This is a genomic window from Streptomyces sp. NPDC045899, assembly GCF_056431485.1.
The window spans coordinates 296,596-322,688 of sequence record NZ_JBWKKP010000002.1 but is presented as its reverse complement, the minus strand read 5'-3'; the positions used below and the strand labels follow the sequence as shown (position 1 = coordinate 322,688).

Annotated in this window: 22 protein-coding genes and 1 tRNA gene; 11 read left to right on the top strand and 12 right to left on the bottom strand. The window is 71.9% G+C overall.

Annotated features, from left to right (window positions below; genetic code table 11):
- Nucleotides 1-18: 18 nt before the first annotated feature.
- Nucleotides 19-1,689, bottom strand: coding sequence for a sodium:solute symporter family protein (locus tag AC07FT_RS04000; RefSeq protein ID WP_471194388.1), 1,671 nt, complete (start codon nucleotides 1,687-1,689; stop codon nucleotides 19-21).
- A gap of 169 nt (nucleotides 1,690-1,858) precedes the next feature.
- Here AC07FT_RS04000 and galT point away from each other — a divergent pair, with 169 nt between their 5' ends.
- The 4 genes from galT to AC07FT_RS03980 all read left to right on the top strand — a co-directional run bounded on the left by galT (nucleotide 1,859) and on the right by AC07FT_RS03980 (nucleotide 6,242).
- Nucleotides 1,859-2,902 carry a galactose-1-phosphate uridylyltransferase gene (gene galT, locus AC07FT_RS03995; RefSeq protein ID WP_479173757.1) on the top strand — a complete coding sequence of 348 codons (1,044 nt, stop codon included), beginning with the start codon at nucleotides 1,859-1,861 and terminating at the stop codon, nucleotides 2,900-2,902.
- Nucleotides 2,899-3,876, top strand: coding sequence for a UDP-glucose 4-epimerase GalE (galE, locus tag AC07FT_RS03990; protein WP_479173755.1), 978 nt, complete (start codon nucleotides 2,899-2,901; stop codon nucleotides 3,874-3,876). The genes galT and galE overlap by 4 nt, the downstream gene beginning before the upstream one ends.
- Nucleotides 3,843-5,090, top strand: a complete 1,248-nt coding sequence (gene galK, locus AC07FT_RS03985) for a galactokinase (RefSeq protein WP_479173753.1) — start codon at nucleotides 3,843-3,845, stop codon at nucleotides 5,088-5,090. The genes galE and galK overlap by 34 nt, the downstream gene beginning before the upstream one ends.
- A gap of 330 nt (nucleotides 5,091-5,420) precedes the next feature.
- Entirely contained in the window at nucleotides 5,421-6,242 is an 822-nt protein-coding gene (locus tag AC07FT_RS03980) for a LuxR C-terminal-related transcriptional regulator (protein WP_479173751.1), read from the top strand.
- Here the strand turns inward: AC07FT_RS03980 and AC07FT_RS03975 are convergent.
- Complete coding sequence (locus tag AC07FT_RS03975; RefSeq protein ID WP_254743434.1) at nucleotides 6,201-6,698, bottom strand: MarR family winged helix-turn-helix transcriptional regulator; 498 nt, start codon at nucleotides 6,696-6,698, stop codon at nucleotides 6,201-6,203. The two genes, AC07FT_RS03980 and AC07FT_RS03975, sit on opposite strands and share 42 nt — an antisense overlap.
- A 127-nt stretch (nucleotides 6,699-6,825) precedes the next feature.
- Here AC07FT_RS03975 and AC07FT_RS03970 point away from each other — a divergent pair, with 127 nt between their 5' ends.
- Nucleotides 6,826-7,650: a trans-aconitate 2-methyltransferase gene (locus AC07FT_RS03970; protein ID WP_479173749.1), complete on the top strand. Its 825-nt coding sequence runs from the start codon at nucleotides 6,826-6,828 to the stop codon at nucleotides 7,648-7,650.
- Complete coding sequence (locus AC07FT_RS03965) at nucleotides 7,647-8,009, top strand: VOC family protein (protein ID WP_432039324.1); 363 nt, start codon at nucleotides 7,647-7,649, stop codon at nucleotides 8,007-8,009. Before AC07FT_RS03970 ends, AC07FT_RS03965 begins: the two co-directional genes overlap by 4 nt.
- Before the next feature lie 100 nt (nucleotides 8,010-8,109).
- Here AC07FT_RS03965 and AC07FT_RS03960 read toward each other — a convergent pair whose 3' ends face one another.
- A complete protein-coding gene (locus AC07FT_RS03960; protein WP_479173966.1) occupies nucleotides 8,110-8,817 on the bottom strand; it encodes a TetR/AcrR family transcriptional regulator in 708 nt (235 codons plus the stop codon).
- Nucleotides 8,817-9,797: an acyl-CoA desaturase gene (locus tag AC07FT_RS03955; RefSeq protein WP_479173747.1), complete on the bottom strand. Its 981-nt coding sequence runs from the start codon at nucleotides 9,795-9,797 to the stop codon at nucleotides 8,817-8,819. The genes AC07FT_RS03960 and AC07FT_RS03955 overlap by 1 nt, the downstream gene beginning before the upstream one ends.
- A 247-nt stretch (nucleotides 9,798-10,044) precedes the next feature.
- Between AC07FT_RS03955 and ppc the strand changes: the two genes are divergently transcribed.
- Nucleotides 10,045-12,765 (top strand): phosphoenolpyruvate carboxylase, encoded by a 2,721-nt coding sequence (ppc, locus tag AC07FT_RS03950; protein ID WP_479173745.1) that lies wholly within the window; start codon nucleotides 10,045-10,047, stop codon nucleotides 12,763-12,765.
- A 96-nt stretch (nucleotides 12,766-12,861) separates the two neighbouring features.
- Here the strand turns inward: ppc and AC07FT_RS03945 are convergent, their stop codons facing one another.
- The 6 genes from AC07FT_RS03945 to AC07FT_RS03920 all read right to left on the bottom strand — a co-directional run bounded on the left by AC07FT_RS03945 (nucleotide 12,862) and on the right by AC07FT_RS03920 (nucleotide 17,666).
- On the bottom strand, nucleotides 12,862-13,392 hold the full coding sequence (locus tag AC07FT_RS03945) for a hypothetical protein (protein WP_479173744.1): 531 nt from the start codon (nucleotides 13,390-13,392) through the stop codon (nucleotides 12,862-12,864).
- Between the two features lie 68 nt (nucleotides 13,393-13,460).
- Nucleotides 13,461-14,054 carry an aminoacyl-tRNA hydrolase gene (gene pth / locus AC07FT_RS03940; RefSeq protein WP_471194359.1) on the bottom strand — a complete coding sequence of 198 codons (594 nt, stop codon included), beginning with the start codon at nucleotides 14,052-14,054 and terminating at the stop codon, nucleotides 13,461-13,463.
- Between the two features lie 108 nt (nucleotides 14,055-14,162).
- Nucleotides 14,163-14,762: a 50S ribosomal protein L25/general stress protein Ctc gene (locus AC07FT_RS03935; RefSeq protein ID WP_479173964.1), complete on the bottom strand. Its 600-nt coding sequence runs from the start codon at nucleotides 14,760-14,762 to the stop codon at nucleotides 14,163-14,165.
- 208 nt (nucleotides 14,763-14,970) lie between these two features.
- Nucleotides 14,971-15,948, bottom strand: coding sequence for a ribose-phosphate diphosphokinase (locus AC07FT_RS03930; protein WP_479173742.1), 978 nt, complete (start codon nucleotides 15,946-15,948; stop codon nucleotides 14,971-14,973).
- 71 nt (nucleotides 15,949-16,019) lie between these two features.
- A complete protein-coding gene (gene glmU / locus AC07FT_RS03925; RefSeq protein WP_479173740.1) occupies nucleotides 16,020-17,477 on the bottom strand; it encodes a bifunctional UDP-N-acetylglucosamine diphosphorylase/glucosamine-1-phosphate N-acetyltransferase GlmU in 1,458 nt (485 codons plus the stop codon).
- Between the two features lie 117 nt (nucleotides 17,478-17,594).
- A tRNA-Gln gene (locus tag AC07FT_RS03920) sits at nucleotides 17,595-17,666 on the bottom strand.
- A gap of 202 nt (nucleotides 17,667-17,868) precedes the next feature.
- Between AC07FT_RS03920 and AC07FT_RS03915 the strand changes: the two genes are divergently transcribed.
- Complete coding sequence (locus AC07FT_RS03915; protein WP_479173738.1) at nucleotides 17,869-19,299, top strand: sensor histidine kinase; 1,431 nt, start codon at nucleotides 17,869-17,871, stop codon at nucleotides 19,297-19,299.
- A 250-nt stretch (nucleotides 19,300-19,549) separates the two neighbouring features.
- Here the strand turns inward: AC07FT_RS03915 and AC07FT_RS03910 are convergent, their stop codons facing one another.
- Nucleotides 19,550-20,029, bottom strand: coding sequence for an SUKH-3 domain-containing protein (locus AC07FT_RS03910; RefSeq protein WP_471194694.1), 480 nt, complete (start codon nucleotides 20,027-20,029; stop codon nucleotides 19,550-19,552).
- 17 nt (nucleotides 20,030-20,046) lie between these two features.
- Nucleotides 20,047-20,568: a YwqJ-related putative deaminase gene (locus tag AC07FT_RS03905; RefSeq protein WP_479173737.1), complete on the bottom strand. Its 522-nt coding sequence runs from the start codon at nucleotides 20,566-20,568 to the stop codon at nucleotides 20,047-20,049.
- 222 nt (nucleotides 20,569-20,790) lie between these two features.
- Between AC07FT_RS03905 and AC07FT_RS03900 the strand changes: the two genes are divergently transcribed.
- The 3 genes from AC07FT_RS03900 to AC07FT_RS03890 all read left to right on the top strand — a co-directional run bounded on the left by AC07FT_RS03900 (nucleotide 20,791) and on the right by AC07FT_RS03890 (nucleotide 25,608).
- Nucleotides 20,791-21,768, top strand: a complete 978-nt coding sequence (locus AC07FT_RS03900; protein WP_479173736.1) for an SMI1/KNR4 family protein — start codon at nucleotides 20,791-20,793, stop codon at nucleotides 21,766-21,768.
- A gap of 5 nt (nucleotides 21,769-21,773) precedes the next feature.
- A complete protein-coding gene (locus AC07FT_RS03895) occupies nucleotides 21,774-24,467 on the top strand; it encodes an SUKH-4 family immunity protein (RefSeq protein WP_479173734.1) in 2,694 nt (897 codons plus the stop codon).
- Nucleotides 24,468-24,678: 211 nt separating this feature from the next.
- On the top strand, nucleotides 24,679-25,608 hold the full coding sequence (locus AC07FT_RS03890; RefSeq protein WP_479173732.1) for a DivIVA domain-containing protein: 930 nt from the start codon (nucleotides 24,679-24,681) through the stop codon (nucleotides 25,606-25,608).
- Nucleotides 25,609-26,093: the final 485 nt, after the last annotated feature.

Sequence of the window (26,093 nt, the reverse complement as noted above, 5' to 3'; positions counted from 1 at the left end):
TCTCCTTTCCGGCCGGGGTCACAGGGAGAACGGGACGTAGCACAGGGCGGCGAGGATGATCGCGCCCCAGCCCAGCAGGGCGGGCTTGCGGTACCACGCCTCGTCGCCCGCGGCCGGGGGTTCGGCCATCCCGGGCGAGGTGGTGCCGTAGACCAGCCCGGCCAGCGACTCCACCGGCTTGGGCCGGGTGAACAGCGAGACGCCCACCATCACCACACCGCCGACGACGAACGCCACGATCGCGGAGACGAAGTTGGCGCCCTGGTCGCTGGGGATCGAGATCACGCCCTCCTGGTAGAACCAGAAGTAGTTGATCATCGCGGCCACGGTGCCGCTGAGCAGTCCCCAGAACCCGGCCGCGGCGGTGGCGCGCTTCCAGAACATCCCGATGATGAAGACGCAGAACAGCGGCACGTTGAAGAAGGAGAACAGGGTCTGGAGGTAGTTCATGATGTTGCTGAACGAGGAGGCGATGAACGCCGTCCCCATACCGCACACCACCCCGACGGCGGTGACCACCCGCCCGGTGAGCAGGTAGTACTCATCCGGGCGGCCCTTGCGGATGTAGGCGCCCCAGATGTCGTTGGTGAACACCGTGTTGAACGAGGAGACATTGGCCGCCATGCCCGCCATGAAGGCGGCCAGCAGACCCGTCACCGCCAGTCCCAGCACCCCGTTGGGCAGCAGGTCCCGCATGAGCAGCGGGATCGCGTCGTTGTACTGCGTACCGCTCTTCTCGGTGCCGATACCCGGTTCGAGGACCAGCGCGATCAGCCCGGGGACCACCACGATCAGCGGGATGAACATCTTGGGGAAGGCCGCGATCAGCGGGGTGCGCTGGGCGGCCGAGAGGTTCTTGGCCGACAGGGCGCGCTGCACCTCGGCGAAGTTGGTCGTCCAGTAGCCGAAGCTCAGACAGAAGCCCAGGCCCAGCACGATGGTCAGCCAGTTGGCGCCCAGCGGGTTGCCGGAGCCGATACCGGTGCCGCCCCACGCCGAGGTGAAGTCGGCGCCGTGGGAGCTCTCGAGGGAGTCCTTCAGCCCGCCGAAGCCGCCGACCCGCTTGAGGCCGACGACGGTCAGCGGGATCAGGGCGGCGAGGATGACGAAGAACTGGAGCACCTCGTTGTAGATCGCCGAGGACAGACCGCCCAGGGTGATGTATGCCAGCACGAAGAAGCCCGCGACCACGATGGCCACCCACTGCGGCCAGCCGAGCAGCGCCTCCACCACGATCGCCATCGCGTACAGGTTGACGCCCGCGATCAGCACGGACGCCACGGAGAAGATCACCGAGCTGAGCAGATGCGAGGACGGCCCGTAGCGGTGCAGCAGGAACTCGGGCACGGACCGCACCTTCGACCCGTAGTAGAAGGGCATCATCACCAGGCCGAGGAAGACCATGGCCGGGATCGCGCCCACCCAGTACCAGTGCACGGTGTACACCCCGTACTGCGCGCCGTTGGCCGCCATGCCCAGGATCTCCAGGGCGCCGAGGTTGGCCGCGACGAAGGCGAGTCCGGTGACCCACGCGGGCAGCGACCGCCCGGAGAGGAAGAAGTCGAGGCTGGTCTGCACGCTCCGTCTGGCGGCGAACCCGACGCCGAGCACCACGGCGAAGTAGAGGATCAGGATCGAGTAGTCGAGCGCGTTGGTGGGGAGCCGTAGCCCTTCGGCCAGATAGTGCATAGGTGACTCGCTTCATTGCGTGAACGGAATGCACCACAAACGTGCGGTGAAGGTATCCGAATTCTCCATCTTTGTCCGGTCCCTTCACTGTCCATTGACGGCGCTGTGCGCTTGTGGTTCATTATGTTTAGTTGTGTTGAGTGAGGATGGCAAGTAAGGAGCCGGCGGAGTGAAGAAGACGGCGACGCGGCTCGCGGACGGACGCGAGCTCATCTACTACGACGCGCACGGTGACGCGGTGCGCGACGCCGTCGACCAGCGGCCGCTCGACCCCATCACCACCCGCTCCGGTATCCGTCACGACCCGCTGCTCGGTGATGACGTGGCCGTCGCCTCACACCGTCAGGGGCGTACCTACCACCCGCCCGCCGACGAATGCCCGCTGTGCCCCTCCCGGGACGGGCGGCACACCGAGATCCCCGCGGCCGACTACGACGTCGCCGTCTTCGAGAACCGCTTTCCGTCGCTCGCGGGGGAGTCGGGCCGGTGCGAGGTGGTCTGCTTCACCTCGGACCACGACGCCTCGTTCGCCGAGCTGTCCCTCGAGCGCGCCGGTCTGGTGCTCGACGTGTGGGCGGACCGCACCGCGGAGCTGTCCCGGCTCCCCGCCGTCGAACAGGTCTTCTGCTTCGAGAACCGCGGCCGGGAGATCGGCGTCACCCTCGGCCATCCGCACGGCCAGATCTACGGCTATCCCTTCGTGACCCCGCGGACGCGCCGGATGCTGGACTCGGTCGCCGCCCACCATGAGCGGACCGGTCGGAATCTGTTCGACGATGTGGTGGCCGGGGAGCTGGCCGGCGGAGAGCGGGTGGTGATCGACGGAGAGCACTGGACCGCTTTCGTCCCCTACGCCGCCCACTGGCCGTACGAGGTCCACCTCTACCCGAAGCGGCGGGTCGCGGACCTCACCGAGCTGGAGGACGCCGCACGCAAAGAATTCCCACAGGTCTATCTGGAACTCTTGCAGCGCTTCGACCGGATCTTCGGGGAGGGGGAGTCGCCCACGCCGTACATCGCCGCCTGGCACCAGGCGCCGTTCACCGTGGTGAACCGGCGGGATTTCGCTCTGCACCTCGAGCTTTTCACCATTCGCCGCACTTCCGGCAAGCTGAAGTTTCTCGCGGGTTCCGAATCCGGCATGAACGTGTTCATCAATGATGTGCCGCCTGAGGCCGCGGCCGAGCGACTGCGAGAGGTAGCGAGCAAGTGAGCAATGCGCAGCAGAAGAAGTACCTGGTCACCGGCGGTGCGGGCTATGTCGGCAGCGTGGTCGCGGCGCATCTGCTGGAGGCCGGTCACCAGGTGACCGTCCTGGACGACCTGTCCACCGGGCACCGCGCGGGCGTCCCCGCGGGCGCGGAGTTCATCGAGGGCCGCGTCCAGGACGCGGGCAAGTGGCTCGACCCCTCCTTCGACGCGGTGCTGCACTTCGCCGCCTCCTCACAGGTCGGCGAGTCCGTGGTGCGCCCGGAGAAGTACTGGGACAACAACGTCGGCGGCACCACCGACCTGCTCGCCGCGATGCGCGACGCGGGGGTGCGCACCCTGGTCTTCTCCTCCACCGCCGCCACCTACGGCGAACCCGACGAGGTCCCGATCACCGAGGACGCCGCCACCGCGCCCACCAACCCCTACGGCGCCACCAAGCTGGCCGTCGACCACATGATCGGCGACGAGTGCGCGGCCCACGGCCTGGCCGCCGTCTCCCTGCGGTACTTCAACGTCGCGGGCGCGTACGGGGCGTACGGCGAGCGCCATGAGCCCGAGTCCCATCTGATCCCGCTGGTGCTCCAGGTCGCCCAGGGCCGCCGCGAGACGATCTCCGTCTACGGCGATGACTATCCGACCCCCGACGGCACGTGCGTGCGTGACTACATCCATGTCGCCGACCTGGCCGAGGCGCATCTGCTGGCGCTGGACGCGGCCGTCTCCGGCGAACACCTGATCTGCAACCTCGGCAACGGGAACGGCTTCTCCGTCCGTGAGGTCATCGAGACCGTGCGCCGGGTCACCGGCCATCCCGTCCCGGAGACCGCGGCCCCCCGCCGCGGCGGTGACCCGGCCGTGCTGGTGGCCTCGGCCGAGCGCGCCAAGGAGCGGCTGGGCTGGCGCCCGAGCCGTGCCGACCTGGCCGGAATCGTGGCGGACGCATGGGAGTTCGCACGGCGGAGGGAGAGCGAGTGACCGACAGCGACGGCGACCGGGCGCGGCGGGCGGCGGACCGGTTCCGCGAGGTCCACGGAACCGATCCGGCCGGGGTGTGGGCGGCCCCCGGGCGGGTCAATCTGATCGGTGAGCACACCGACTACAACGACGGTTTCGTCATGCCGCTCGCCCTGCCGCACACCTGTCTGGCGGCCGCGGCCCCGCGCCGTGACGGTGTGCTGCGGGTGCACTCCGGGGAGGCGCCGGGCGGCACCGTCGCCCTGCGCGTCGCCGATCTGGCCCCGGCCGGGACCGGCGGGGCGGGCGGCGACCAGGGCGGCTGGGCGGCCTATCCGGCGGGTGTGGTCTGGGCGATGAGGGCGGCCGGGCTGCTTCCGGACGACGCCGCGGGCCCGGCCGGCGCGGACCTGTACTTCACGTCCACCGTGCCCACCGGTGCCGGGCTCTCCTCCTCCGCGGCGCTGGAGGTGGTCACCGCGACCGCGCTGAACGACCTCTACCGACTGGGCCTCACGCCCGGGGAGATCGCCCGGCTGTGCCAGCGCGCGGAGAACGAGTTCGTGGGCGTGCCCTGCGGGATCATGGACCAGACCGCGTCCGCCTGCTGTACCGAGGGCCACGCGCTCTTCCTCGACGCCCGGGACCTGGCCGGCCGTCAGGTGCCGTTCGACCTGGCGGCGGAGGGGCTGCGCCTGCTGGTGGTGGACACCCGGGTCACCCATGAGCTGGGCGACGGCGCCTACGCCGAGCGGCGGGCCGCGTGCGAGGCCGCGGCGCGGGAGCTCGGGGTGCGGGCGCTGCGCGAGGTGTCCCCCGAGGGGCTGGACGCGGCGCTGGCGCGGCTCACGACGGCGGGCCAGGACGCTACCGTGCTGCGGCGGGTCCGGCATGTGGTGACCGAGAACCGCCGGGTGGAGAAGGTCGTCGCACGGCTCGACGCGGGCGATGTCCGGGCGATCGGACCGGTGCTGACCGACGGACACGCTTCCTGCCGCGACGATTTCGAGATCTCCTGCCCGGAACTGGACCTGGTCGTGGAGTCCGCGAACGCCGCGGGCGCGCTGGGGGCGCGGATGACCGGTGGCGGCTTCGGCGGCTCGGCCATCGTCCTGGTCGAGGAGGCCGCCGCGGACGCGGTGGGCAAGGCGGTCACTGAGGCGTTCGCCGGGGCGGGGTACCGGGCGCCGCGGATCTTCACCGCGGTGCCGAGTGCGGGGGCACGGCGGCTCTAGCCCCGGACCCTCGGCCACTCCGCGATCGGTTTTCGCCGTTCTGGGCCGACATACTCCCCAAGACCGAACACAAAACTCACAGTAAACGGGTGAGGACGGACAGTTTCGCGAAACGGCTCCGGATTGTGGGTCCCGGCCTTACGCTGAGTACAGCACCGGTGGGGGCCGGTGCTTCATCAGGGGGCGAGACAGTCAGGTACGACGCCCGGGGCGGGGTAGCGATGACGGCGCGGCGGCGGCCGCGCGGATCGTGCTGACCTCTTGCCGGGCGCCGTACCCGCACTGATGCTCGGAGCAGTCCGGGAAGTTCCGGTGACGTGGGGGGTGTCCGTGGCACGTATTCGGGTTCTCGTGGTCGACGACCATCGCATTTTCGCCGAGTCACTGGCAGCCGCCCTCGCGGCGGAGCAGGACGTGGACGTGGCGGCGGCGGGGAGCGGTCCGGCGGCGCTGCGCTGTCTGGAGCGGGGCGCCGCCGAGGGGCGCCGGTTCGACGTCCTGTTGGTCGACGCCGATCTGGGTACCGCGGCCGGTGACAACGCGCCGGTACCGCTGCCCACCCAGCCGGACGCGGCCTACGGTGGGGCCCGCCCGCCGGGGTCCGCCGTGCCCGCCCGCCCGGTCAACGGCCGTGTGGCGGACGGGATATCACTGGTCGGCGGGGTCCGCACCGCCCAGCCGGGGGTGCGTACCGTGGTGCTGGCCGAGCGGGACGATCCGCGCCGGGCGGCCGCGGCCCTCCAGGCCGGAGCCTGCGGCTGGGTCGCCAAGGACTGCTCACTGGTCCGGCTGCTCGCGGTGATCCGGGGGGTGCTGCGGGACGAGACGCATCTGCCGCCCGCTCTGCTCACCGGCGTCCTGCGGGAGTTGACCGCCGCGCGCAAGCACCGCACCGAGAGCGAGCGGCTGGTGGAGTCGCTGACCCCGAGGGAGCGTGAGGTGCTGCGCTGCATGGTGGCCGGGCTCGGCCGCAAGGCGGTGGCCGAGCGGCTGTTCCTCTCCCCGCACACCGTCCGCACCCATATGCAGAACGTGCTGGGCAAGCTGGGGGTGCACTCCACCCTGGCGGCCGTGGCGCTGGCCCGGCGGGCCGGGGTCGGTCCGGTCGACCTAGCCGGGGAAATTGTCGAACGGGGCGGTCAGCTGGCGTAGCAGCGCCGCCAGTTGCGCGCGCTGGGCCTGCGAGAGCTCGGCGAGGATCGCGTGCTCCTGATCCAGCAGTCCGGCCAGTGCCTGGTCCGCGCGGTCCCGTCCCTCGGTGGTCAGCCGGACCAGCACCCCGCGCCGGTCGCTGGGGTCGGGCTCCCGCTGCACCAGGCCCTTCTTGGCGAGCCGGTCGATCCGGTTGGTCATGGTGCCGGAGGTCACCAGGGTCTGGGTGAGCAGCTGCCCGGGGGAGAGCTGGTACGGAGGCCCGGCCCGGCGCAGTGAGGTCAGGACGTCGAACTCCCAGGGCTCCAGCTGGTGCTCGGAGAAGGCGATCCGCCGCGCCCGGTCCAGATGGCGGGCGAGCCGGCTGACCCGGCTGAGCACTTCGAGCGGTTCCACATCGAGATCGGGGCGCTCCCGCCGCCACGCCGCGACCAGCCGATCGACCTCGTCCTCCATGGCGATCAGTGTAATAGGTCTGTCGACATGAAGTCTCTTGACATCAAGAGATATCGTGGAGCACCGTGAGGGAGCCTGGAAACGCGATCACGACGTCCCGACCGTACCCGCAGGGGGCTTGACGACCATGACCACCGCACCGCACTGGGATCCACAGCAGTACCTGCGTCACTCCGGCTACCGCACCCGGCCCTTCCTCGACCTGCTGGCCCGGGTCCCCCGGCTGCCCGCCGAGGCCGGCCACGGCCCCCGGATCGCCGACCTCGGCTGCGGCCCCGGCAATGTCACCACGCTGCTCTTCGACCGCTGGCCCGACGCCCGGGTCACCGGTCTGGACAACTCGGCCGAGATGCTGGAGTCCGCCAAGCCGCTGGCGGGCCCGACCACCGGCGGCGGCCATCTGGACTTCCGCTCCGCCGACATCCTGCGCTGGGCCCCCGATGAGACCTACGACCTGATCGCCTCCAACGCGGCCCTGCAATGGGTGCCCGGCCATGTCGAGGCCTTCCCCACCTGGCTGGACGCGCTGCGCCCCGGCGGCTCCCTCGCCTTCCAGATCCCCGGCAACTTCGGCGCCCCCAGCCACCGCCTGCTGCGCGAGCTGTGCGCGTCACCCCGCTGGCGCGACCGGCTCGGTGAAACGCTCCGGCACCGCGGCGCGGTACTGGACCCGGTCGGCTACCAGGACCGGCTGGCCGCGCTCGGCTGCGAGGCCGACGTCTGGGAGACCACCTATGTACAGGTCCTCAGCGGCCCCGATCCCGTGCTCGACTGGGTCAAGGGGACCGGGCTGCGCCCGGTGCTGACCGCCCTCGCGGACGATCCGCAGGCGGCCGAGGGGTTCACCGCCGAGTACCGCGAGCTGCTGCGCGAGGCGTACCCGCCCCGGCCGTACGGCACGCCCTTCCCGTTCCGCCGCATCTTCGTGGTCGCCCGGAAGGGGACGAAGTGATCGCCGCCCTCGACCACGTCCAGCTCGCGGCCCCGCCGGGCAGCGAAGCCGCGCTGCGCGCCTACTACGGCGAGGTGCTCGGTATGACCGAGATCCCCAAGCCGCCCGTGCTCGCCGCGCGCGGCGGGGTGTGGTTCCAGACCGGTCCGGTCCAGCTCCACCTGGGCATCGAGCAGGACTTCCGGCCCGCCCGCAAGGCCCATCCGGGGCTGCGGGTCACCGGTATCGAGGAGTTCGCGGCCCGGCTCACCGAGCGGGGCGCCCCGGTCACCTGGGATGGTGACCTCCCCGGCCACCGTCGCTTCACCTCCGAGGACCCGGTGGGCAACCGGCTGGAGTTCCTGGAGCCCCTCGGATGACCCCTTCGGCCGGGACGGGGGTCTGGCCGAAGGGGTGACGCCGTGCCGTCGGGATCTCCGCGCACCAGCGGAGATCCCGACGACACGGCCGGGACAGGGCCTAGTTCTTGCGGTGGCCGATCAGCCGCGGCTTGGGCTCCAGGCCGTCCAGACCGTGCCAGGCCAGATTCACCAGATGGGCCGCGACCTCGGCCTTCTTGGGCTTGCGGACATCCAGCCACCACTGGCCGGTCAGCGCCACCATGCCCACCAGCGCCTGGGCGTAGAGCGGGGCCAGCTTGGCGTCGAATCCGCGCGCCTTGAACTCCAGGCCGAGGATGTCCTCCACCTGGGTGGCGATATCGCTGATCAGCGAGGCGAAGGTGCCCGTCGACTGGGCCACCGGCGAGTCACGGACCAGGATCCGGAAGCCGTCGGTGTACGCCTCGATGTAGTCGAGGAGTGCGAACGCGGCCTGCTCCAGCAGTTCGCGGGGGTGGCCCGCGGTCAGAGCTCCGGTCACCATGTCCAGCAGCTGGCGCATCTCGCGGTCCACCACGACCGCGTAGAGACCCTCCTTGCCGCCGAAGTGCTCGTAGACCACCGGCTTGGAGACCCCGGCCTTGGCCGCGATCTCCTCCACCGAGGTGCCCCCGAAGCCCCGCTCGGCGAAGAGCGTGCGACCGATGTCCAGCAACTGCTCCCGGCGTTCCTTGCCCGTCATCCGGACCCGGCGGGTACGCCGGGTCCCGGAACCTGAGTGCCGGGCGGCCCTGGCGGGCCGGTCCCTGTTGCCGCTGGTATTACTATCGGTCGCCACAGGCTCCATCATGCCGCTCCGACGGACTCCTCTTTACGCCGGGCGTCGATACGGGCCTCGTTCGGCCACCGGACGTCATAGGCCCAGCCCGCCTTCTCGAACCAGCGGATGATCCGGGCGCTGGAGTCCAGCTGTCCCCGCATCACACCGTGCCGGGCCGAGGTCGGGTCCGCGTGGTGCAGGTTGTGCCACGACTCACCGCACGAGAGCACGGCGAGCCACCAGACGTTGCCGGAGCGGTCACGCGATTTGAAGGGGCGCTTGCCCACCGCGTGGCAGATCGAGTTGATCGACCAGGTGACGTGGTGCAGCAATGCCACCCGGACGAGCGACCCCCAGAAGAACGCGGTCGCCGCGCCCTGCCACGACCAGGTCACCAGACCGCCGATCAGCGCGGGCAGCATCAGCGAGACCACGGTCCACAGCGCGAACTGCCGGGAGATCGCGCGCAGGGCGCTGTCCTTGACCAGGTCCGGTGCGTACTTCTGCTGCGAGGTCTGCTCCTCGTCGAACATCCATGCGATATGTGCCCACCACAACCCCTTCAGCAGAGCCGGGACGGTCTCCCCGTACCGCCACGGAGAGTGAGGGTCGCCTTCGGCGTCGGAGAACTTGTGGTGCTTGCGGTGGTCGGCCACCCAGCGCACCAGCGGGCCCTCCACCGCCAGTGACCCGGCGATGGCCAGCGCGATCCGCAGCGGGCGCTTGGCCTTGAAGGAGCCATGGGTGAAGTAGCGGTGGAAGCCGATGGTGATGCCGTGGCAGCCGATGTAGTACATGGCCACCATCAGTCCCAGGTCCAGCCAGCTCACCCCCCAGCCCCAGGCCAGGGGGATGGCGGCGAGCAGGGCGAGGAACGGGACGGTGATGAACAGCAGCAGGGTGAGCTGCTCGATGGAACGCTTGCTGTCCCCGCCGAGCGTGGCGGAGGGAATGGGGTTTTCCTGGGCCTTCGGCGCGTCGTCTACCACGTCGGGGCTTGCAGTCATGGGATCCCTCGTGGGGCTCGGGGGCTGGGCTACGGATCCGTAACCTACGGCGACGTAAGTATGGCAGGGCCTCGAAGCGGGGCAAGAGGGCTCTGGTCCCTCTCAGGGACGCGCCGCCTATCCTGGGTGCGTCGGACAGCGCGGTCCGCACCTGGCCGAAAGCATGGGGGCCATGGCGCGCGGTACCCGCCGCGCAGGCGCTTCGCCCCGCTTGACGAACCCCGTTCACTGCAAGGAGCCCGCACCTGTGAGCAGTGCCGACCACACCAATGCCGCCCTGCGCGCCGATATCCGCCGTCTGGGCGATCTGCTCGGCGAGACACTCGTCCGCCAGGAGGGCCCCGACCTCCTCGACCTCGTCGAGCGCGTGCGCGCCCTCACCCGCAGTGACGGCGAGGCCGCGGCGGAGCTGCTGGGCTCGACCGACCTCGCGACCGCTGCCAAGCTGGTGCGGGCGTTCTCCACCTACTTCCATCTGGCGAATGTCACCGAGCAGGTGCACCGCGGCCGTGAGCTGCGCGCCCGCCGGGACGCCGAGGGCAGCATCCTCACCCGCACCGCCGACCAGCTCAAGGACGCCGACCCCGAGCACGTCCGGCAGACCGTCGAGCGGCTCAATGTGCGCCCGGTCTTCACCGCGCACCCCACCGAGGCCGCCCGCCGCACCGTCCTCAACAAGCTCCGCCGGATCGCCGAGCTGCTCGACGCACTCGCCGCCGGGGGCGAGGAGCGCCGCACCGATCTGCGCCTCGCCGAGAACATCGACCTGCTCTGGCAGACCGATGAACTGCGGGTGGCCCGCCCCGAGCCCGCCGACGAGGCCCGTAACGCCATCTACTACCTGGACGAGCTACACGCCCACGCCGTCGGGGACGTCCTGGAGGACCTCTCCGCCGAGCTCGACCGGGTCGGCCTGGAGCTGCCCGCCACCACCCGCCCGCTCACCTTCGGCACCTGGATCGGCGGCGACCGCGACGGCAACCCCAACGTCACCCCCGAGGTCACCCGTGAGGTGCTGATCCTCCAGCACGAGCACGGCATCACCGACGCGCTGGAGATCATCGACGATCTGCGCGCGGCCCTCTCCAGCTCCATCCGCAACTCCGAGGCGTCCGAGGAACTGCTCGACTCCCTCCAGCGCGACCTGGAACTCCTCCCGGAGATCAGCCCCCGCTACAAGCGGCTCAACGCCGAGGAGCCCTACCGGCTCAAGGCCACCTGTATGCGGCAGAAGCTGATCAACACCCGGGAGCGGCTCGCCTCGGACACCCCCCACCAGCCCGGCCGCGACTACCTCGGCACCGCTGAGCTCCTCGCCGACCTGCACCTCATCCAGGACTCGCTGCGCGCCCACCGCGGACGGCTGATCGCCGACGGCCGGCTGGAGCGCGCCCTGCGCACCCTGGCCGCGTTCGGCCTCCAGCTCGCCACCATGGACGTCCGGGAACACGCCGACGCCCACCACCACGCGCTCGGCCAGCTCTTCGACCGGCTCGGCGAGGAGTCCTGGCGCTACGCCGACATGCCGCGCGACTACCGCCGCAAGCTGCTGGCCAAGGAGCTGCGCTCACGCCGTCCGCTCGCTCCGTCCCCGGCCCCGCTGGACGCCGCCGGGACCAAGACCCTCGGTGTCTTCCGCACCATCCGGGACTCCTTCGAGCGGTTCGGCCCGGAGATCGTCGAGTCCTACATCATCTCCATGTGCCAGGGCTCCGACGACGTGTTCGCCGCGGCCGTCCTCGCCCGTGAGGCCGGGCTGATCGATCTGCACGCGGGCTGGGCCAAGATCGGCATCGTGCCGCTGCTGGAGACCACCGATGAGCTGAAGATCGCCGACAAGCTGCTCGACGAGATGCTGGCCGACCCCTCCTACCGGCGGCTCGTCGCCCTCCGCGGCGATGTCCAGGAGGTCATGCTCGGCTACTCCGACTCCTCCAAGTTCGGCGGTATCACCACCTCCCAGTGGGAGATCCACCGCGCCCAGCGGCTGCTGCGCGACGTCGCCCACCGGCACGGTGTACGGCTGCGGCTCTTCCACGGCCGCGGCGGCACCGTCGGCCGCGGTGGCGGCCCCACCCACGACGCGATCCTCGCCCAGCCCTGGGGCACCCTGGAGGGCGAGATCAAGGTGACCGAACAGGGCGAGGTCATCTCCGACAAGTACCTCGTCCCGGCGCTCGCCCGGGAGAACCTGGAGCTGACCGTGGCGGCCACCCTCCAGGCGTCCGCCCTGCACACCGCGCCCCGCCAGTCGGACGAGGCGCTCACCCGCTGGGACTCGGCGATGGAGACCGTCTCCGAAGCCGCCCACTCCGCGTACCGCAGGCTGGTCGAGGACCCCGATCTGCCCGCCTACTTCTTCGCCTCCACCCCGGTCGACCAGCTCGCCGAACTCCACCTGGGCTCCCGGCCCTCCCGCCGTCCCGACTCGGGTGCCGGACTGGACGGGCTGCGGGCCATCCCGTGGGTGTTCGGCTGGACCCAGTCCCGGCAGATCGTGCCCGGCTGGTTCGGAGTGGGCTCCGGTCTGAAGGCCGCCCGGGAGGCCGGTCTCGACGGTGTGCTGGACGAGATGCACCAGCACTGGCACTTCTTCCGCAACTTCCTGTCCAACGTGGAGATGACGCTCGCCAAGACGGATCTGCGGATCGCCCGCCACTACGTCGACACCCTGGTGCCCGATGAGCTGAGGCACGTCTTCGACACCATCGTGGCCGAACACGAGCTGACCGTCCGCGAGGTGCTGCGGATCACCGGCGGGACCGAGCTGCTGGACTCCAACCCGGTGCTGAAGCAGACCTTCCATGTCCGGGACGCCTATCTCGACCCGATCTCCTACCTCCAGGTCTCGCTGCTGCACCGGCAGCGCACCGCCCGGGAGAACGGCGAGGAGGCCGATCCGGTGCTCGCCCGCGCCCTGCTGCTCACCGTCAACGGGGTCGCGGCGGGTCTGCGCAACACCGGCTGACCCCGGTCACGCACCCCATGACACCGGGCGGTGGCCCCCTCATCCAGAGGGCCACCGCCCGGTGTCGTCGTCAGGAGGGCCGCGCCGGGAGGCGCGTCAGAAGGTGAGCGCGGCGAACGAGGCGCCGAGCAGGGCCGCGCCCAGCAGCCCGGTCACCCAGGCCGTCCGCCGCATCCGCAGACCGCCCGCCACCAGCAGCGCGGCCAGCAGCAGCGAGCCGCCCAACGGCACCCAGGCGTGCAGCACTCCGGCCGGGCCGGTGCGGACGCCCTCGTCGGTCCCCGGTTTGAGCGCCACCGCCAGCCGGTCGCCGGTCCCGTCGGTGACGGCCTTGTCGATCCGGACCCGTTCGGGGTCCTCCCCGCCTTCGCGGGCCGGGGTGAAGGAGCCGGTGCACCAGTCGTCACCGCATGCGCGGACCGTGACCACACCCCGGTCAAGTCCCTTGGTGAGCATGGCCGGACGGGCGTCGCTCCAGGACGACCACACACCGGCGGCCAGCAGGAACAGCGCGATCAGCGCCACCACCGCGTTCTTCGCGAGCAGCAGCAGTCCGTACGCGCTCTCGCTCGCACGCCGGGTGCGGCTGCGCTTGGAGGTCACAGTGGTCACACCGGGGGAAGCCATGGCGGGATACTGGCCATGACGGGACCCGGGGTCAACCTCGGGTGAAGAAACGGGCGAACAGGCGTTTGTCAGGAGTTGTACGTGGTCTGCGCGCGCTCCAGACCGTCCACGATCAGTGTCTCCACCGCATCGGCCGCGCGGTCCACGAAGTAGTCCAACTCCCGCCGCTCAGCAGAGGAGAAGTCCTTCAGGACGAACGCCGCGACATCCATCCGGCCGGGCGGACGGCCGATCCCGAAGCGCACCCGGGCGTAGTCCGGCCCCAGCGACTTGGTGATCGACTTCAGTCCGTTGTGGCCATTGTCACCACCGCCGACCTTCAGCCGGAGCGCCCCGTAGTCGATGTCCAATTCGTCATGGACCGCCACGACATGGCCCACCGGCACCTTGTAGAAGTCGCGCAGCGCGGTGGTCGGTCCGCCCGAGAGGTTCATGAACGACATCGGCTTGGCGATGACGACCCGGCGGCTTCCCGGGCCGGGCGGGCCGATCCGCCCCTCGACGACCTGGGCCCGCGACTTGTGCGCCTTGAACCGGGCGCCCATCCGTTCGGCCAGCAGATCGGCCACCATGAAGCCGACGTTGTGGCGGTTGGCGGCGTACTCGCCCCCGGGGTTGCCGAGACCCACCACCAGCCAGGGGCTCGTGTCGTCCGTCGTCATGCCTGTGTCTCTCCTGGAGGGACGGCCGCCGCCCCGCCCCGCCACACCCGTGAGCGGGGGCGGCGGGACGGAACGGCGGCCGGAGAAAGGGAAGAAGGGAGCCGGAGCTTACGCCTCCTCGGCCTCTTCCTCGCCCTCGGCGGCCTCCTCGGCCGGAGCCTCGGCCTGGGCGGCGACCACGTGCAGCACCGGGGCGTCGTCCTCGACGGCGAGGGTGGTGCCGGAGGGCAGCTTGATGTCCTTGGCGTGGATGGTGGCACCCGCGTCCAGGCCCTCGATGGAGATGGTGACACCCTCGGGGATGTGGGTGGCCTCGGTCTCGACCGGCAGGGCGTTCAGCACGTGCTCGAGCAGGTTGCCGCCGGGGGCGAGCTCGCCCTCGGTGTTGATCGGCACCTCGACGGTGACCTTCTCGCCCTTCTTCACCAGCAGCAGGTCGATGTGCTCAAGGACACCGATCTTGATGGGGTGGCGCTGCACGGCCTTGGGGATGACCAGCTCGCTCTTGCCGCCCTCGATGTCCAGGCGGATCAGCACGTTCGCGGTCTTCAGCGCCATCAGCAGGTCGTGGCCCGGGAGGGTCACGTGCACCGGCTCGGCGCCGTGGCCGTAGATGACACCGGGGACGCGGCCGGCAACGCGGGTACGGCGGGCCGCACCCTTGCCGAACTCGGTACGGGGCTGAGCGGAGATCTTGACCTCGGCCATGGGGCACTCCTCGTAGATCGGGTCCTGATATGTGGGCGTCACCCGGCCCACGACAGACCTGCTACGAAGAGCGCGTCGATAACGGACAGCTGTGCCGAGCACAGCCTCCCTCGCCGAGCAACCCTGGGAGTCTACCAAGGGCCGGAACATGGCTGAGGCCACCCCGTGGCGGGGTGGCCTCAACCGGTGCGCTCAGCGGCTAAGCCCATCAGCCCTGCTCCTCGAAGAGGCTGGTCACCGAGCCGTCCTCGAAGACCTCCTGGACCGCGCGGGCGATGGTGGGCGCCATCGACAGCACGGTGACCTTGTCGAGCTCGACCTCGCTCGGGGTGGGCAGCGTGTTGGTGAAGATGAACTCGCTGACCTTCGAGTTCTTCAGCCGGTCGGCGGCCGGACCGGACAGCACACCGTGGGTGGCGGTCACGATCACGTCCTCGGCGCCGTTGGCGAACAGCGCGTCGGCCGCGGCGCAGATGGTGCCACCGGTGTCGATCATGTCGTCGACCAGGACGCAGACCCGGCCCTGTACATCACCGACGACCTCGTGCACGGTGACCCGGTTGGCCACGTCCGGGTCGCGCCGCTTGTGCACGATCGCCAGCGGGGCGCCCAGCCGGTCGCACCAGCGGTCGGCGACGCGCACCCGGCCGGCGTCCGGGGAGACCACGGTGAGCTTGGTGCGGTCCACCTTGGCGCCCACGTAGTCGGCGAGCACCGGAAGGGCGAAGAGGTGGTCCACCGGACCGTCGAAGAAGCCCTGGATCTGGTCGGTGTGCAGATCGACGGTGAGGATGCGGTCGGCGCCGGAGGTCTTCAGCAGATCCGCGATCAGACGGGCCGAGATGGGCTCGCGGCCGCGGTGCTTCTTGTCCTGGCGGGCATAGCCGTAGAAGGGGACGATCACCGTGATGGACCGCGCGGAAGCCCGCTTCAGCGCGTCGATCATGATGAGCTGCTCCATGATCCACTTATTGATCGGAGCGGTGTGGCTCTGGATCAGGAAGCAGTCGGCGCCCCGCGCGGACTCCTGGAAACGGACGTAGATCTCGCCATTGGCGAAGTCGAAAGCCTTGGTCGGGACCAAGCTGACGCCCAGCTCGTGGGCGACCTCCTCGGCCAGCTCGGGGTGGGCGCGGCCGGAGAAGAGCATCAGCTTCTTCTCGCCGGTCGTCTTGATCCCGGTCACAGCAAGTCTCCTTGGATGTCACTTTGGTGCGCTTCACACGGTACGCCCCGCACGGCATACCCGTGCATGGGTCACTGATCGCTCTGGTTGTCCTGATGAGCGTTTTCCGCGGCCCGCGCCGCGGCGCTTCCGGGGCGCTTGCGGGCCACCCAGCCCTCGATATTCCGCTGCTGTCCGCGGGCGACGGCCAGCGAGCCGGGGGGCACATCCTTGGTGATGACCGAGCCGGCGGCGGTGTACGCGCCGTCCCCGATCGTGACGGGAGCCACAAGCATGTTGTCGGCTCCGGTGCGGCAGTGGCTGCCGATGGTGGTGTGGTGCTTGCTGACGCCGTCGTAGTTCACGAAGACGCTCGCGGCACCGATGTTGGTGTGGTCGCCGATCGTGGCGTCGCCCACGTAGGACAGATGCGGCACCTTGCTGCCCTCGCCGAGCGAGGCGTTCTTCATCTCCACGTAGGTGCCGGCCTTGGACTTGGCGCCCAGCCGGGAGCCGGGGCGCAGATACGCGTAGGGCCCCACTCCGGCGCCGGCGCCGACCTCGGCGCGGTCGGCGACGGTGAACGAGACGACGGCGCCCTCGCCCACGGTGGTGTCGGTGAGCCGGGAGTTCGGGCCGACCTCGCTGTGCGCGGCGAGGTGGGTGGCGCCCAGCAGCTGGGTGCCGGGATGGACCAGCGCGTCCGGCTCGAAGGTCACGGTCGCGTCGATCCAGGTGGTGCCCGGGTCGACCACGGTCACCCCGCTGAGCATGGCGCGCTCCAGCAGCCGCTCGTTGAGCAGCCGGCGGGCCTCGGCCAGCTGGACGCGGTTGTTGATGCCGAGGATCTCGCGGTGGTCACCGGCCACGGCGGCGCCCACCCGGTGGCCGGCCTCGCGCAGGATGCCGAGCACATCGGTGAGGTACTCCTCGCCCTGGCTGTTGTCGGTGCGGACCTTGCCCAGCGCGTCGGTGAGCAGCTGGGCGTCGAAGGCGAAGACACCGGAGTTGATCTCGCGGATCGCGCGCTGGGCGTCGGTGGCGTCCTTGTGCTCGACGATCGCGGTGACGGCGCCGCTGGCCGCGTCCCGCACGATCCGGCCGTAGCCGGTGGAGTCCGGCACCTCGGCGGTGAGCACCGTCACCGCGTTCCCGTCGGCGGTGTGCGCCGAGGCCAGCCGCTCCAGGGTGGCGCCGGTCAGCAGCGGTGTGTCCCCGCAGACGACGATCACGGTGCCGTCGAGGGCGACCCCGCTGCCGGACAGCTCCTCCAGCCCCATGCGGACGGCGTGGCCGGTGCCGTTCTGCTCGTGCTGGACGGCGGTGCGCACCTCGGCGTCGATCTCGGCGAGATGTGCGGTGACCTGTTCGCGGGCGTGTCCGACGACGACCACCAGGTGCTCGGGGGAGAGCTCGCGGGAGGCGGCGACGACATGTCCGACGAGGGATCGGCCGCAGATCGCGTGGAGGACCTTGGGGGTCGCCGACTTCATACGGGTGCCCTCACCCGCTGCGAGGACGACGACGGCTGCCGGGCGGTTGGCGCTCACGGGTGTGCCCTTCGGCTTCGGGGGTGGACACCCGCAGGATACCGAGAGGTTTCCGGACGGAAACGTGTGCGGGTCCCGATCGGGGTGATCAGGACCCGTGCGGACGGAGAAGAAGAGCTCCCCTGCCAGGACTCGAACCCGGAACAACCGGACCAAAACCGGTAGTGTTGCCTATTACACCACAGGGGATAGAAAAGCCATCAAATCGGACATCCTGTCAGGGTGTCGATCCGGCCCCCACCACTATGCCGTACCACCAGCCCTCCGTGCGACGGTATGGATCAGCGTCGTTGCCCCGTTTCCGGAGCGCGGCGCCGTGCGCCGTTCGAGTGACCCGCACCCCGTCGTGTCCCTGGGAAAAGCCTTGCGGTCCGGCCGTAGTCTGGTCGCTATGAGTGCTACGGGGGTAGTCGAGGCAGCGAGTGCGCGGGGCGCGCCCGCTGGTCCGTGGTGGTGGTCGCGGCGGCGGAGCATGCTGCTCGACGTGGGGCTCGCCGTCGCGTCGTCGGTGGAGTGCGCCGCGGAGGGCGTCGGTTTCGCGCAGGACGCCCGCATTCCCACCCTGCTCGGGGTGGTGCTCGGGGTCGTCGTCGGCTCGACGCTGGTGCTGCGCCGCCGGTGGGCGATCGCCGTCGTCCTGATATCGATCGCGGTCACCCCGGCCGAGATGGGGCTGCTCCTCGGTGTGGTCGGTCTCTACACCCTGGCCGCCTCCGAGGTGCCGCGGCGGATCACGGCCGTGCTCGCCGGGATGGCGGGCTCGGGGACGCTCATCATCACCATGATCCGGTTCCAGGAGGACATCAAGAAGGACGGCTGGGAGCCCGGGCTCTGGGTCGTGCCGCTGGTCTCGGTGGTGATGGCGCTGGGGATGACCGCCCCGCCGGTGCTGCTCGGCCTCTACGTCAGGGCCCGGCGGCGGCTGGTGGAGAGCCTGCGGGAGCGGGCCGACGGACTCGAACGGGAGCTGTCGCTGCTCGCGGACCGCGCGGAGGAACGGGCCGAGTGGGCCCGCAACGAGGAGCGCACCCGGATCGCCCGCGAGATGCACGACGTGGTGGCGCACCGCGTGAGCCTGATGGTGGTGCACGCGGCAGCCCTCCAGGCGGTGGCGCTGAAGGACCCGGAGAAGGCGTCGAAGAACGCCGCGCTGGTCGGCGACATGGGACGGCAGGCCCTCACCGAGCTGCGGCAGATGCTGGGGGTGCTGCGCTCCGAGGACGGCCAGCGGCCCGGCACCGCGGCGGCCGCTCCGGCCGCCCCCGAGGAGCGCCGGGTGCCGCTGGCCGCGGTGGCGGTGGCCGCGACGGCCGCCGCACAGGCATCGGCGGCCGAGCGGGAGTCGGATGACCTGGGCGGGCCCTGTCTGGCGGAGCTGGAGGCGCTGGTCGGGCAGTCGCGCACGGCCGGGATGACGGTGGAGCTCTCGGTGGAGGGCGAGGAGCGGCGCTACGCCGCACGGGTCGAGCGGACCGCGTACCGGGTGGTGCAGGAAGCGCTCACCAACGTCCACAAGCACGCCCCGGGCGCCAGCGCCCGGGTGCGGGTCGCCCACCGCCCGGACGAGATCGCCGTACTGGTGGAGAACGGCCCGGGTGAGCGCGGTGCGGCGGACGCCGGGCTGCCCAGTGGGGGCAACGGTCTGGTCGGTATGCGCGAGCGGGTCTCCACACTGGGCGGAGGCTTCGTCTCGGGCCCGACGGAGGCGGGCGGCTTCCGCGTCTCGGCGGTCATCCCGGACCGTACGGGCGAGGAGGCGGCGGGTCCTGTGGAGGCTCCCGCCGAGGAGTTCGAAGACGTGGAACGCGCCAGGAGCGCCTAGCGGGGCGCGGCTTTCGCCGCGGTCGACCAGCTCGGTCACGGCACGGCGGTGTCCCTGCCCGGAGCGGTCCGGACGCGCGTCCGGACCATCGGGCCGGGGCGGAGGCCGGGAGCGGGGCGGCGCACCGGATGACCGGCGGGTCTTCGGGTGGGCCGCCGGACAGGCGCCGGTCGGTTCGTCCGCGCCTGCCGGTGCCGGGGGCGGGCCGCCTGCCCCGGGACGGGGGCGGGGCTCAGGCCCCGGGGAGGGGTCAGGCGCGGGGGAGCCGTGGCGGGAGCGTGCCGGAGACCAGCGTGGCCAGCGCCGCGTCCACGCTCGCCCCCAGGTACCAGTCACCGCAGTGGTCCATGCTGTACACCCGCCCCTCCGCGTCGATCGTCAGCAGGGCCTGGCCGTCCGCCTCTTCGCCCAGCGGGCAGACCTCCGTCTCCAGTGCCCGGCCCAGGTCGCTCAGGGTGCGGGCCAGGTGGAGGCCGGGCAGGGGGTCGATCCGGAACGGGGTCGGGGCGATCTGCCGCCCCGTCGCGGGCGGCCGCACCTCCAGTTCGCCGAACTCCGCCCACGCCTCGACGGCCGCCGGGAAGACCGCGTGCTGGTGTCCGGCGGGGGAGGTGTGGGCGCGCAGGGTGTCGGCCCAGACCTCGGCGCGCCGGATGTCCCAGCGGCCGGGCTGCCAGCCCGCCTCGCGCAGCGCGGCGTCCACGGCGATCGGGAAGCGGGTGACGTCCATGCGGTCGTATGCCTGTTTCACCCGGTCTCACCCACGACCCGTACGCCGAAGTGGGCCAGCAGCGCCGTGCAGGACAGACAGGGCGGGGCGTAGCTGCCGTGCCGCGGGTCGCCGGCCTCGCGGATGCGGCGGGTGGTGAGCTTGGCCTGCTTCAAGGAGCGGCGGGCCTCGCCCTGCCCGAGCGGTTTGCGGGAGGCGCGCTTGGAGCGGTTCGCCTCGAAGGCCGTCAGATGGCGGGAGAGCAGGATCGCCTCGGCGCAGCGCCCGGTGAAGCGTTCCCGCTGGCCGGTCGGGAGCGCGTCCAGGAACTCCTGGACCAGGGGGTGCAGTGTGGGCGGCTGATCACCCTTGACGCCGGTGCAGGTGAGGGTCTCGCCGCGGACGGAGAGCGCGGCGGCCACGGCGGGCAGGATGCCGTCACGCCGGTGGTGCACCGCGGGCGGTCCGGCATCGGGGTCGACGCTGCTCCAGCCCAGCCGGGGGTCACTGGCCGCGGGGGCGGCGTCAATGCCGCTCCCGTCGCTCCGCGTGGTCTGCATGTGGTGGTTCCCTCCCTACCGCAATCCCCCGGTTGCAGTGATCAGATTGCCAAATGTGCCGGGTGGTGCGGTAGTCCGGGCTTGTACCGCCAGGTGACGCGGCGCGGCGCCCCCCGCGCGACCGCCCCGGGGTGGCGGCGGCCGGGGCCACCGACCGGTTCCGCCCGTTGCGCCAACGCATAGGCTGTGTGCAGTAGACAGCATCAGCAGGGGGCAACCGCCATGACGACAGGTCGGCTCGGGCAGCAAGCCGCGCCACCGAACACGGCCTACGCCGGGCAGGTCGTGCACTTCCCGGACCCGGTCCGGGCCGCTCGCCACCCCAAGGGCGTCCGGATGGATGAAAACGGCTTTCCGGACTTCTCGCCCTATGCCCGCGCGGCGGCCGAAATCGCCGAACCCCCCGAGGGCTTCGGCGTCGACGAGCTGCGGCTGACGGACTACGTCTCGGCGAACGCGGCACAGTTCGCCGCCGGTCATGAGCTGTGGAAGGACTCCGCGCCGGTCGCCACCCCGCACGGCTGGACCTGGCACCACGTCGCGGGCACCCGCCGGATGGAGCTGATCCCGGCCGAGGTGAAGGCGCTGCTGCGGCACCACGGCGGACTGGCCACCGCCCAGGTCGACCAGGACAAGCGCGGCACCCGGCCGCTCCAGGAGACCCGGCCGATCCACTTCGGGCTGCCGGTCCGCGGTCTGTCGGTCACCGAGGAGCAGATGCTCGGCGTCGAGGAGGACCTCGGCTACCGGCTGCCCGGCGCGTACCGCTCGTTCCTCAAGGCGGCGGGTGGCTGCGCCCCGATCGGCGCGGCCCTCGACCCGGAGCTGGGGCTGCTGATAGACCAGCCCTTCTTCACGGTGCGCGACGAGGCCGCGGTCAACGACCTCGTCTATATGAACAAGTGTCTGCGCGACCACTTCACCAAGGACTACCTCGGCGTCGGCCTCGTCCAGGGCGGAGTGATCGCCGTGAAGGTGAAGGGCGACGCGATCGGCTCGGTGTGGTTCTGCGCGTACGACGACGCGCGCGACCGCGACGGCTGGACGGTCCAGGAGCGGGTGACGGAGCTCATGCTGCCGTGCGGCGATGACTTCGACGCCTTCCTGCTGCGGCTGGCGGGCAATCCGCCGGAGCTGGAGACCGTGGCGAACCTGATGGTGGACGGCGGATTCGCGTACGCCGTCCCGGTGGAGGAGTGAGCGCGATGGTGACCTTCGCACAGGCGCAGGAGCGCGCGGAACTCTGGATCAACGGTGATGTGCCCGCGTACCAGCAGCGCGAGGCGCGGGTCCGGGAGTTCGACCTCGGCTTCGTGGTCTGGGCCGAGGACCGGGCCGACGGTCCGGTCTCGGACTCGGCCGCCGACGGCGCGCGGATGGTGATCGCCCGCGACAGCGGGGAGACCACGCTGTGGCCCGGACTGCCGGTCGGCGAGGTCATCCGCCGGTACGAGGAGTGCTACGGGGCGACGGCCGAGGCCGCCCCCGCGGACACCACCGGCGGCCGCCAGCAGCGCATCGACCTCAACGCCACGTCCTTCCTGCTCACTCCGCCGGAGTGGTTGCAGGAGGCGGCGGACGCGATGAGCCTGCCGGACCAGCGGCTGGACATTCCCGACCAGCGGTCGGACGCCGGGGCCGGTCCGGGATCCGGTACGGCCGGGGCCGGGGAGCCGTCGCGGGGCGCGCCGCCGGTGCCGGGTACGCCGTCCGCGCCGTCCACACCGGCGGCTCCTCCCCCTCCGCCCGCAGCGGCTGCCGCCTCGTCCGGCTCCTCCGCCGCGTCGGCGCCCTCCGGCGGGACGCCGTGGGCCGACACCAACTCCGGCGGCGACGACGGCGACCGTTCGGTCGCGCCGCCCGCGACGGTCTTCGCCCCGGCGCTGGCGGGTTCCGACGACGAGGACACCCCGGTGCCGGGCGTGCGGCCGGACGCCAAGACCGAGCTGCTGTCCGCCGGCAGCGCGCTGCCGCCCACGGCCATCGCCCCCCAGGTCGAACTCCCCGGGGGTCCGGGCGCCGTGCCCGGTGCCGGACCGGCCGCCGGTGCCGCTCCCGGCGCGGCCGACATCGCGAACGAGGCCACCCGCAAGGCGTCCCCCGGCGGGCCGACGCCTCCGCCGCCGCCCGGTGCCCCGGGCGCGCCCGGCGCCCGGCCGGGGCCGGGTGCGCAGACCCCGCCGCCCCCGCCTCCGCCGCCCGCCCCGTCCGGGCCGGGTGCCCCGGGCGCTCCGGCCGGGGGTTACGTACCGACCCAGCTGGTCTCGCAGCTCGACCCCGACGCGGGGCCCGGCGGGCCGACGCCGCCGCCCGGCGGTCCGGGCGGTCCCGGCGGCGGCCCCGTGCACGCCGCCGCCACGATGCTCGCCGGTGGTCCCGGCCAGCCCGGTGCGCCTGGTCAGCCGGGTGCGCCCGGTGCCCCCGGGCAGACCCCGCCGCCCGGCGCTCCGCAGCCGCCCCAGGCACCCGGTGCGCCCGGTGTCCCCGGCGCGCCCGGTGGTGTGCACGCCGCCGCGACGATGCTCGCCGGTGGCCCCGGTCAGCCCGGCGCTCCCGGTCAGACCCAGCCGCCCGGTCCCGGCGGTCCGGGTTTCCCGGCGCCGCCCGGTGCTCCGGGCGCTCCCGGCCAGGCTGCCCCATCCGGCCCGCACCCGCCCGGCCCACCCGGGGTCCCCGGTGTGGGTGGTTCCGCGACGCCGCCGCCCGCTCCGTTCCCCGGTGCTCCCGGCGCTCCCGGTGACGGGATGCACGCCGCCGCCACGATGCTGGCCGGTGGCCCCGGCGCACCCGGTGCCCCGGGCGGCCCCGGTATGGCCCCGCCCAGCGGTCCTCCGGCGCCCGGGATGGCGCCGCCGCCCGGTGGTGCCGCCGCGCCCGGTATGGCCCCGCCCGGATACGCGTATCCGCAGCCGCCGCCCGGTCAGCCGACCGTGGGCCCCGGCTATATGGCGGTCCTGCGCTACCGCGCCCAGGACGGCTCCGAGCAGCAGCTCATCCGCCGTTCCGCACCGGGCACCCCGCATCCGGAGTGGCAGATCCTGCACGAGCTGCGGTCGATGAACGTCCCGCCGCAGCAGGTGCTGGAGCTCCACACCGAGCTGGAGTCCTGCGATCTGCCCGGCGGCTACTGCGCCCGGATGATCCGCGAGACCTGGCCGCAGGTGCGGATCAGCCACACCGCCCCGTACGGCCGTGACCACGCCACTCGTCAGCAGGGCGTCCGTCACCTGCTGGAACACCAGGGCGAACTGCACCAGGTGGCGGACGGACCGGCCCGTCCGGCACCGAACCGGGTACCGCTTCCGCACCCCAGCCAGGTGCAGCCGGTGCCGCCGGTTCCGCCCGAGGGTCTCGCACATGAGCTGGGCCAGGCGTTCGGTCCCGGCATCTTCCGCTTCGACCAGCGCGCGGTCTCGCGGATGGGCGTACCGGACGTGGTCGCGCAGACGCTGGTCTGGGCGGGCCTCCCGGTGGACTTCGGACCGTTCTTCTGGGCGCAGGCCCAGCCGGGCCGTCCGGTGCCGACGCTGGCCGAGCTGGCCGCCGAGCGCGGGGTGCAGCCCGCCGCCGACGCGGGTTCGTACCTGGTCATGGGCAATGACTTCGGCCGGCAGCTGTGTGTGCAGTACGGCACCGCGCATATCGTGGCCATCCCGCTGGAGGCCGCGGCGCAGCCGGTGCCGCCGCAGTTCGTGAACACCGGTCTGCCGGAGTTCGTGCGCTGTATGGCCCTGCTGGGCCGGATGTGGCGGCTGCGGTACGGGCTGACGCCCGAGCAGGCGGGCCGCTGGACGGTCGACTTCCAGGCACAGCTCGCCGCCCTGGACCCGGCGGCGCTGTCCGCACCGGACAACTGGTGGGCGGTGCTGCTGGAGCAGATGTGGGACGGCCTGCTCTGAGCTGACCGGTCCGACCGAGCGCGAGCGCCGAGGCGCCCGACCCCCGTGACGGGGGCGGGCGCCTCGTCGTTGTTGTCAGCGGATTTCCGGCGGGATCCGGACGCCGGCCGAGGGGGCGGATGGGCGGAGTGTCGCGTTATGGGCGATTAGGGGTGATCCATCAAGATGTGCGCCGAAGCGCGTTGCATGCCGGACAAAAGGGGTTCCAAGGATGGGCGCATCGGTGTCACCACAGGGCTTCACCACCGTCGGACGGGGCCGGGGCTATCGTCCCGCGCAGGTCGACCGCTATCTGGCGGAGCTGTCCCAGGCGCGTGACGCGGCGTGGGAGCGAGCCGCGCGCCTCACCGTGCTCGCCAATGAGCTGTCCGCCGACGCGGAGCAGCTGCGCGAGACGGTCTCCCAGCTGGCCCCCCAGACGTACGAATCGCTGGGCGACCGTGCCCAGCTGATCCTGATGGCGGCCGAGGAGGAGGACACCCACCTCCGGTCCCAGGCCGAAGCCTGGGGGCGGGAGCAGTGGGAGGCCGCGCAGGCCGACGCCCGCAGGGTGCGCGACGCGGCGCGGGACGAGGCCGAGCGGGTGCGCGAGGCCGCCGAGGCGTCGGCGCGCAGCACCCTGGAGGCGGCCCAGGCCGAGGTCGAGGAGGTGCGGACGGTCTCCCGCCAGGATGTGAAGGAGTGGCGGAGCGAGGCGCTGGCCGCCCTCAAGGACATGCGGCAGCGCACCGCCGATGTGCTGTCCGGTCAGGAGCGCGAGCACGGGGAGCGCTGGGAGTCGGCGGGCCGCGAGCTGGCCGAGCGCGACAGCGCGATGACCGCCCGGCTGGCCCAGCTGGAGGAGTTCACCCAGGCCAGACTGGCCGACGCCAAGCGTGAGTACGCGATGGCCGAGCAGGCCGCACGGCTGCGCCAGGAGGACGCCCAGGCGCAGGCGGCGGAGATCGTCGCCCAGGCCCGCGCCCGGGAGGAGCGCCTCGGCCGGGAAACGGAGCGCACCCTGCGCGACCACCATGAGCGCCGCGAGGAGCTGAAGGCCCATCTGGAGCATGTACGCGGCAGCCTGACGGCCCTGACGGGCAAGCCGGTGGTGGAGGACCCGGGCCCCGGCTCCCGCCCGGAGCTGAGCTCCGAGTCCTGACCCGGCGGGCCTTCCGGCCCGGCCGGACGGACGCGGAACCACGCGCGGCGGATGCGGCAGACGGCCGCGTCCGCCGCGCGTGCGTTCCCTGCCCGGATGAGGTCCGGAGGACGTCCGGACGGCGCCCGGAGCAGCGCGCCGCGTGTCCCGCCGAGATGCGGCCTCCGGTGGACACCCGCAATTGTTGTACGACCCACCCTTCCCTGCCGGACCCGGAGGAGGGAAGCTGGCATACGGGCTGCTGGGCCCCCGGCATTGAGCCTCACCCAGGGTGAGGGTGCAGGATCGGCCCGGAGCGCGGCTCCCCCTCAGGTCCTAGACCCCTAGGGGATGTCCACCCGTTCCTCCTACCCGTGGTTCGTTCCGGCGGAGGAGGAGGGGCGGGCACCTCCTCTCTTAGTCTTGCTACGGGCAGCGCGACCGAGGGGGTGGGGCTGCCCCCACCGCGAAGACTGAGCCAGGCACCATCGCGGCGGTCCCCGGAC

Excerpts from the sequence above, each read along its gene's own strand:
- AC07FT_RS04000 (WP_471194388.1), bottom strand. The coding sequence starts at position 1,689 with ATGCACTATCTGGCCGAAGGGCTACGGCTCCCCACCAACGCGCTCGAC.
- galK (WP_479173753.1), top strand. The coding sequence starts at position 3,843 with ATGGGAGTTCGCACGGCGGAGGGAGAGCGAGTGACCGACAGCGACGGC.
- AC07FT_RS03975 (WP_254743434.1), bottom strand. The coding sequence starts at position 6,698 with ATGGAGGACGAGGTCGATCGGCTGGTCGCGGCGTGGCGGCGGGAGCGC.
- AC07FT_RS03970 (WP_479173749.1), top strand. The coding sequence starts at position 6,826 with ATGACCACCGCACCGCACTGGGATCCACAGCAGTACCTGCGTCACTCC.
- AC07FT_RS03960 (WP_479173966.1), bottom strand. The coding sequence starts at position 8,817 with ATGGAGCCTGTGGCGACCGATAGTAATACCAGCGGCAACAGGGACCGG.
- AC07FT_RS03955 (WP_479173747.1), bottom strand. The coding sequence starts at position 9,797 with ATGACTGCAAGCCCCGACGTGGTAGACGACGCGCCGAAGGCCCAGGAA.
- AC07FT_RS03945 (WP_479173744.1), bottom strand. The coding sequence starts at position 13,392 with ATGGCTTCCCCCGGTGTGACCACTGTGACCTCCAAGCGCAGCCGCACC.
- pth (WP_471194359.1), bottom strand. The coding sequence starts at position 14,054 with ATGACGACGGACGACACGAGCCCCTGGCTGGTGGTGGGTCTCGGCAAC.
- AC07FT_RS03935 (WP_479173964.1), bottom strand. The coding sequence starts at position 14,762 with ATGGCCGAGGTCAAGATCTCCGCTCAGCCCCGTACCGAGTTCGGCAAG.
- AC07FT_RS03915 (WP_479173738.1), top strand. The coding sequence starts at position 17,869 with ATGAGTGCTACGGGGGTAGTCGAGGCAGCGAGTGCGCGGGGCGCGCCC.
- AC07FT_RS03910 (WP_471194694.1), bottom strand. The coding sequence starts at position 20,029 with ATGGACGTCACCCGCTTCCCGATCGCCGTGGACGCCGCGCTGCGCGAG.
- AC07FT_RS03905 (WP_479173737.1), bottom strand. The coding sequence starts at position 20,568 with ATGCAGACCACGCGGAGCGACGGGAGCGGCATTGACGCCGCCCCCGCG.
- AC07FT_RS03900 (WP_479173736.1), top strand. The coding sequence starts at position 20,791 with ATGACGACAGGTCGGCTCGGGCAGCAAGCCGCGCCACCGAACACGGCC.
- AC07FT_RS03895 (WP_479173734.1), top strand. The coding sequence starts at position 21,774 with ATGGTGACCTTCGCACAGGCGCAGGAGCGCGCGGAACTCTGGATCAAC.
- AC07FT_RS03890 (WP_479173732.1), top strand. The coding sequence starts at position 24,679 with ATGGGCGCATCGGTGTCACCACAGGGCTTCACCACCGTCGGACGGGGC.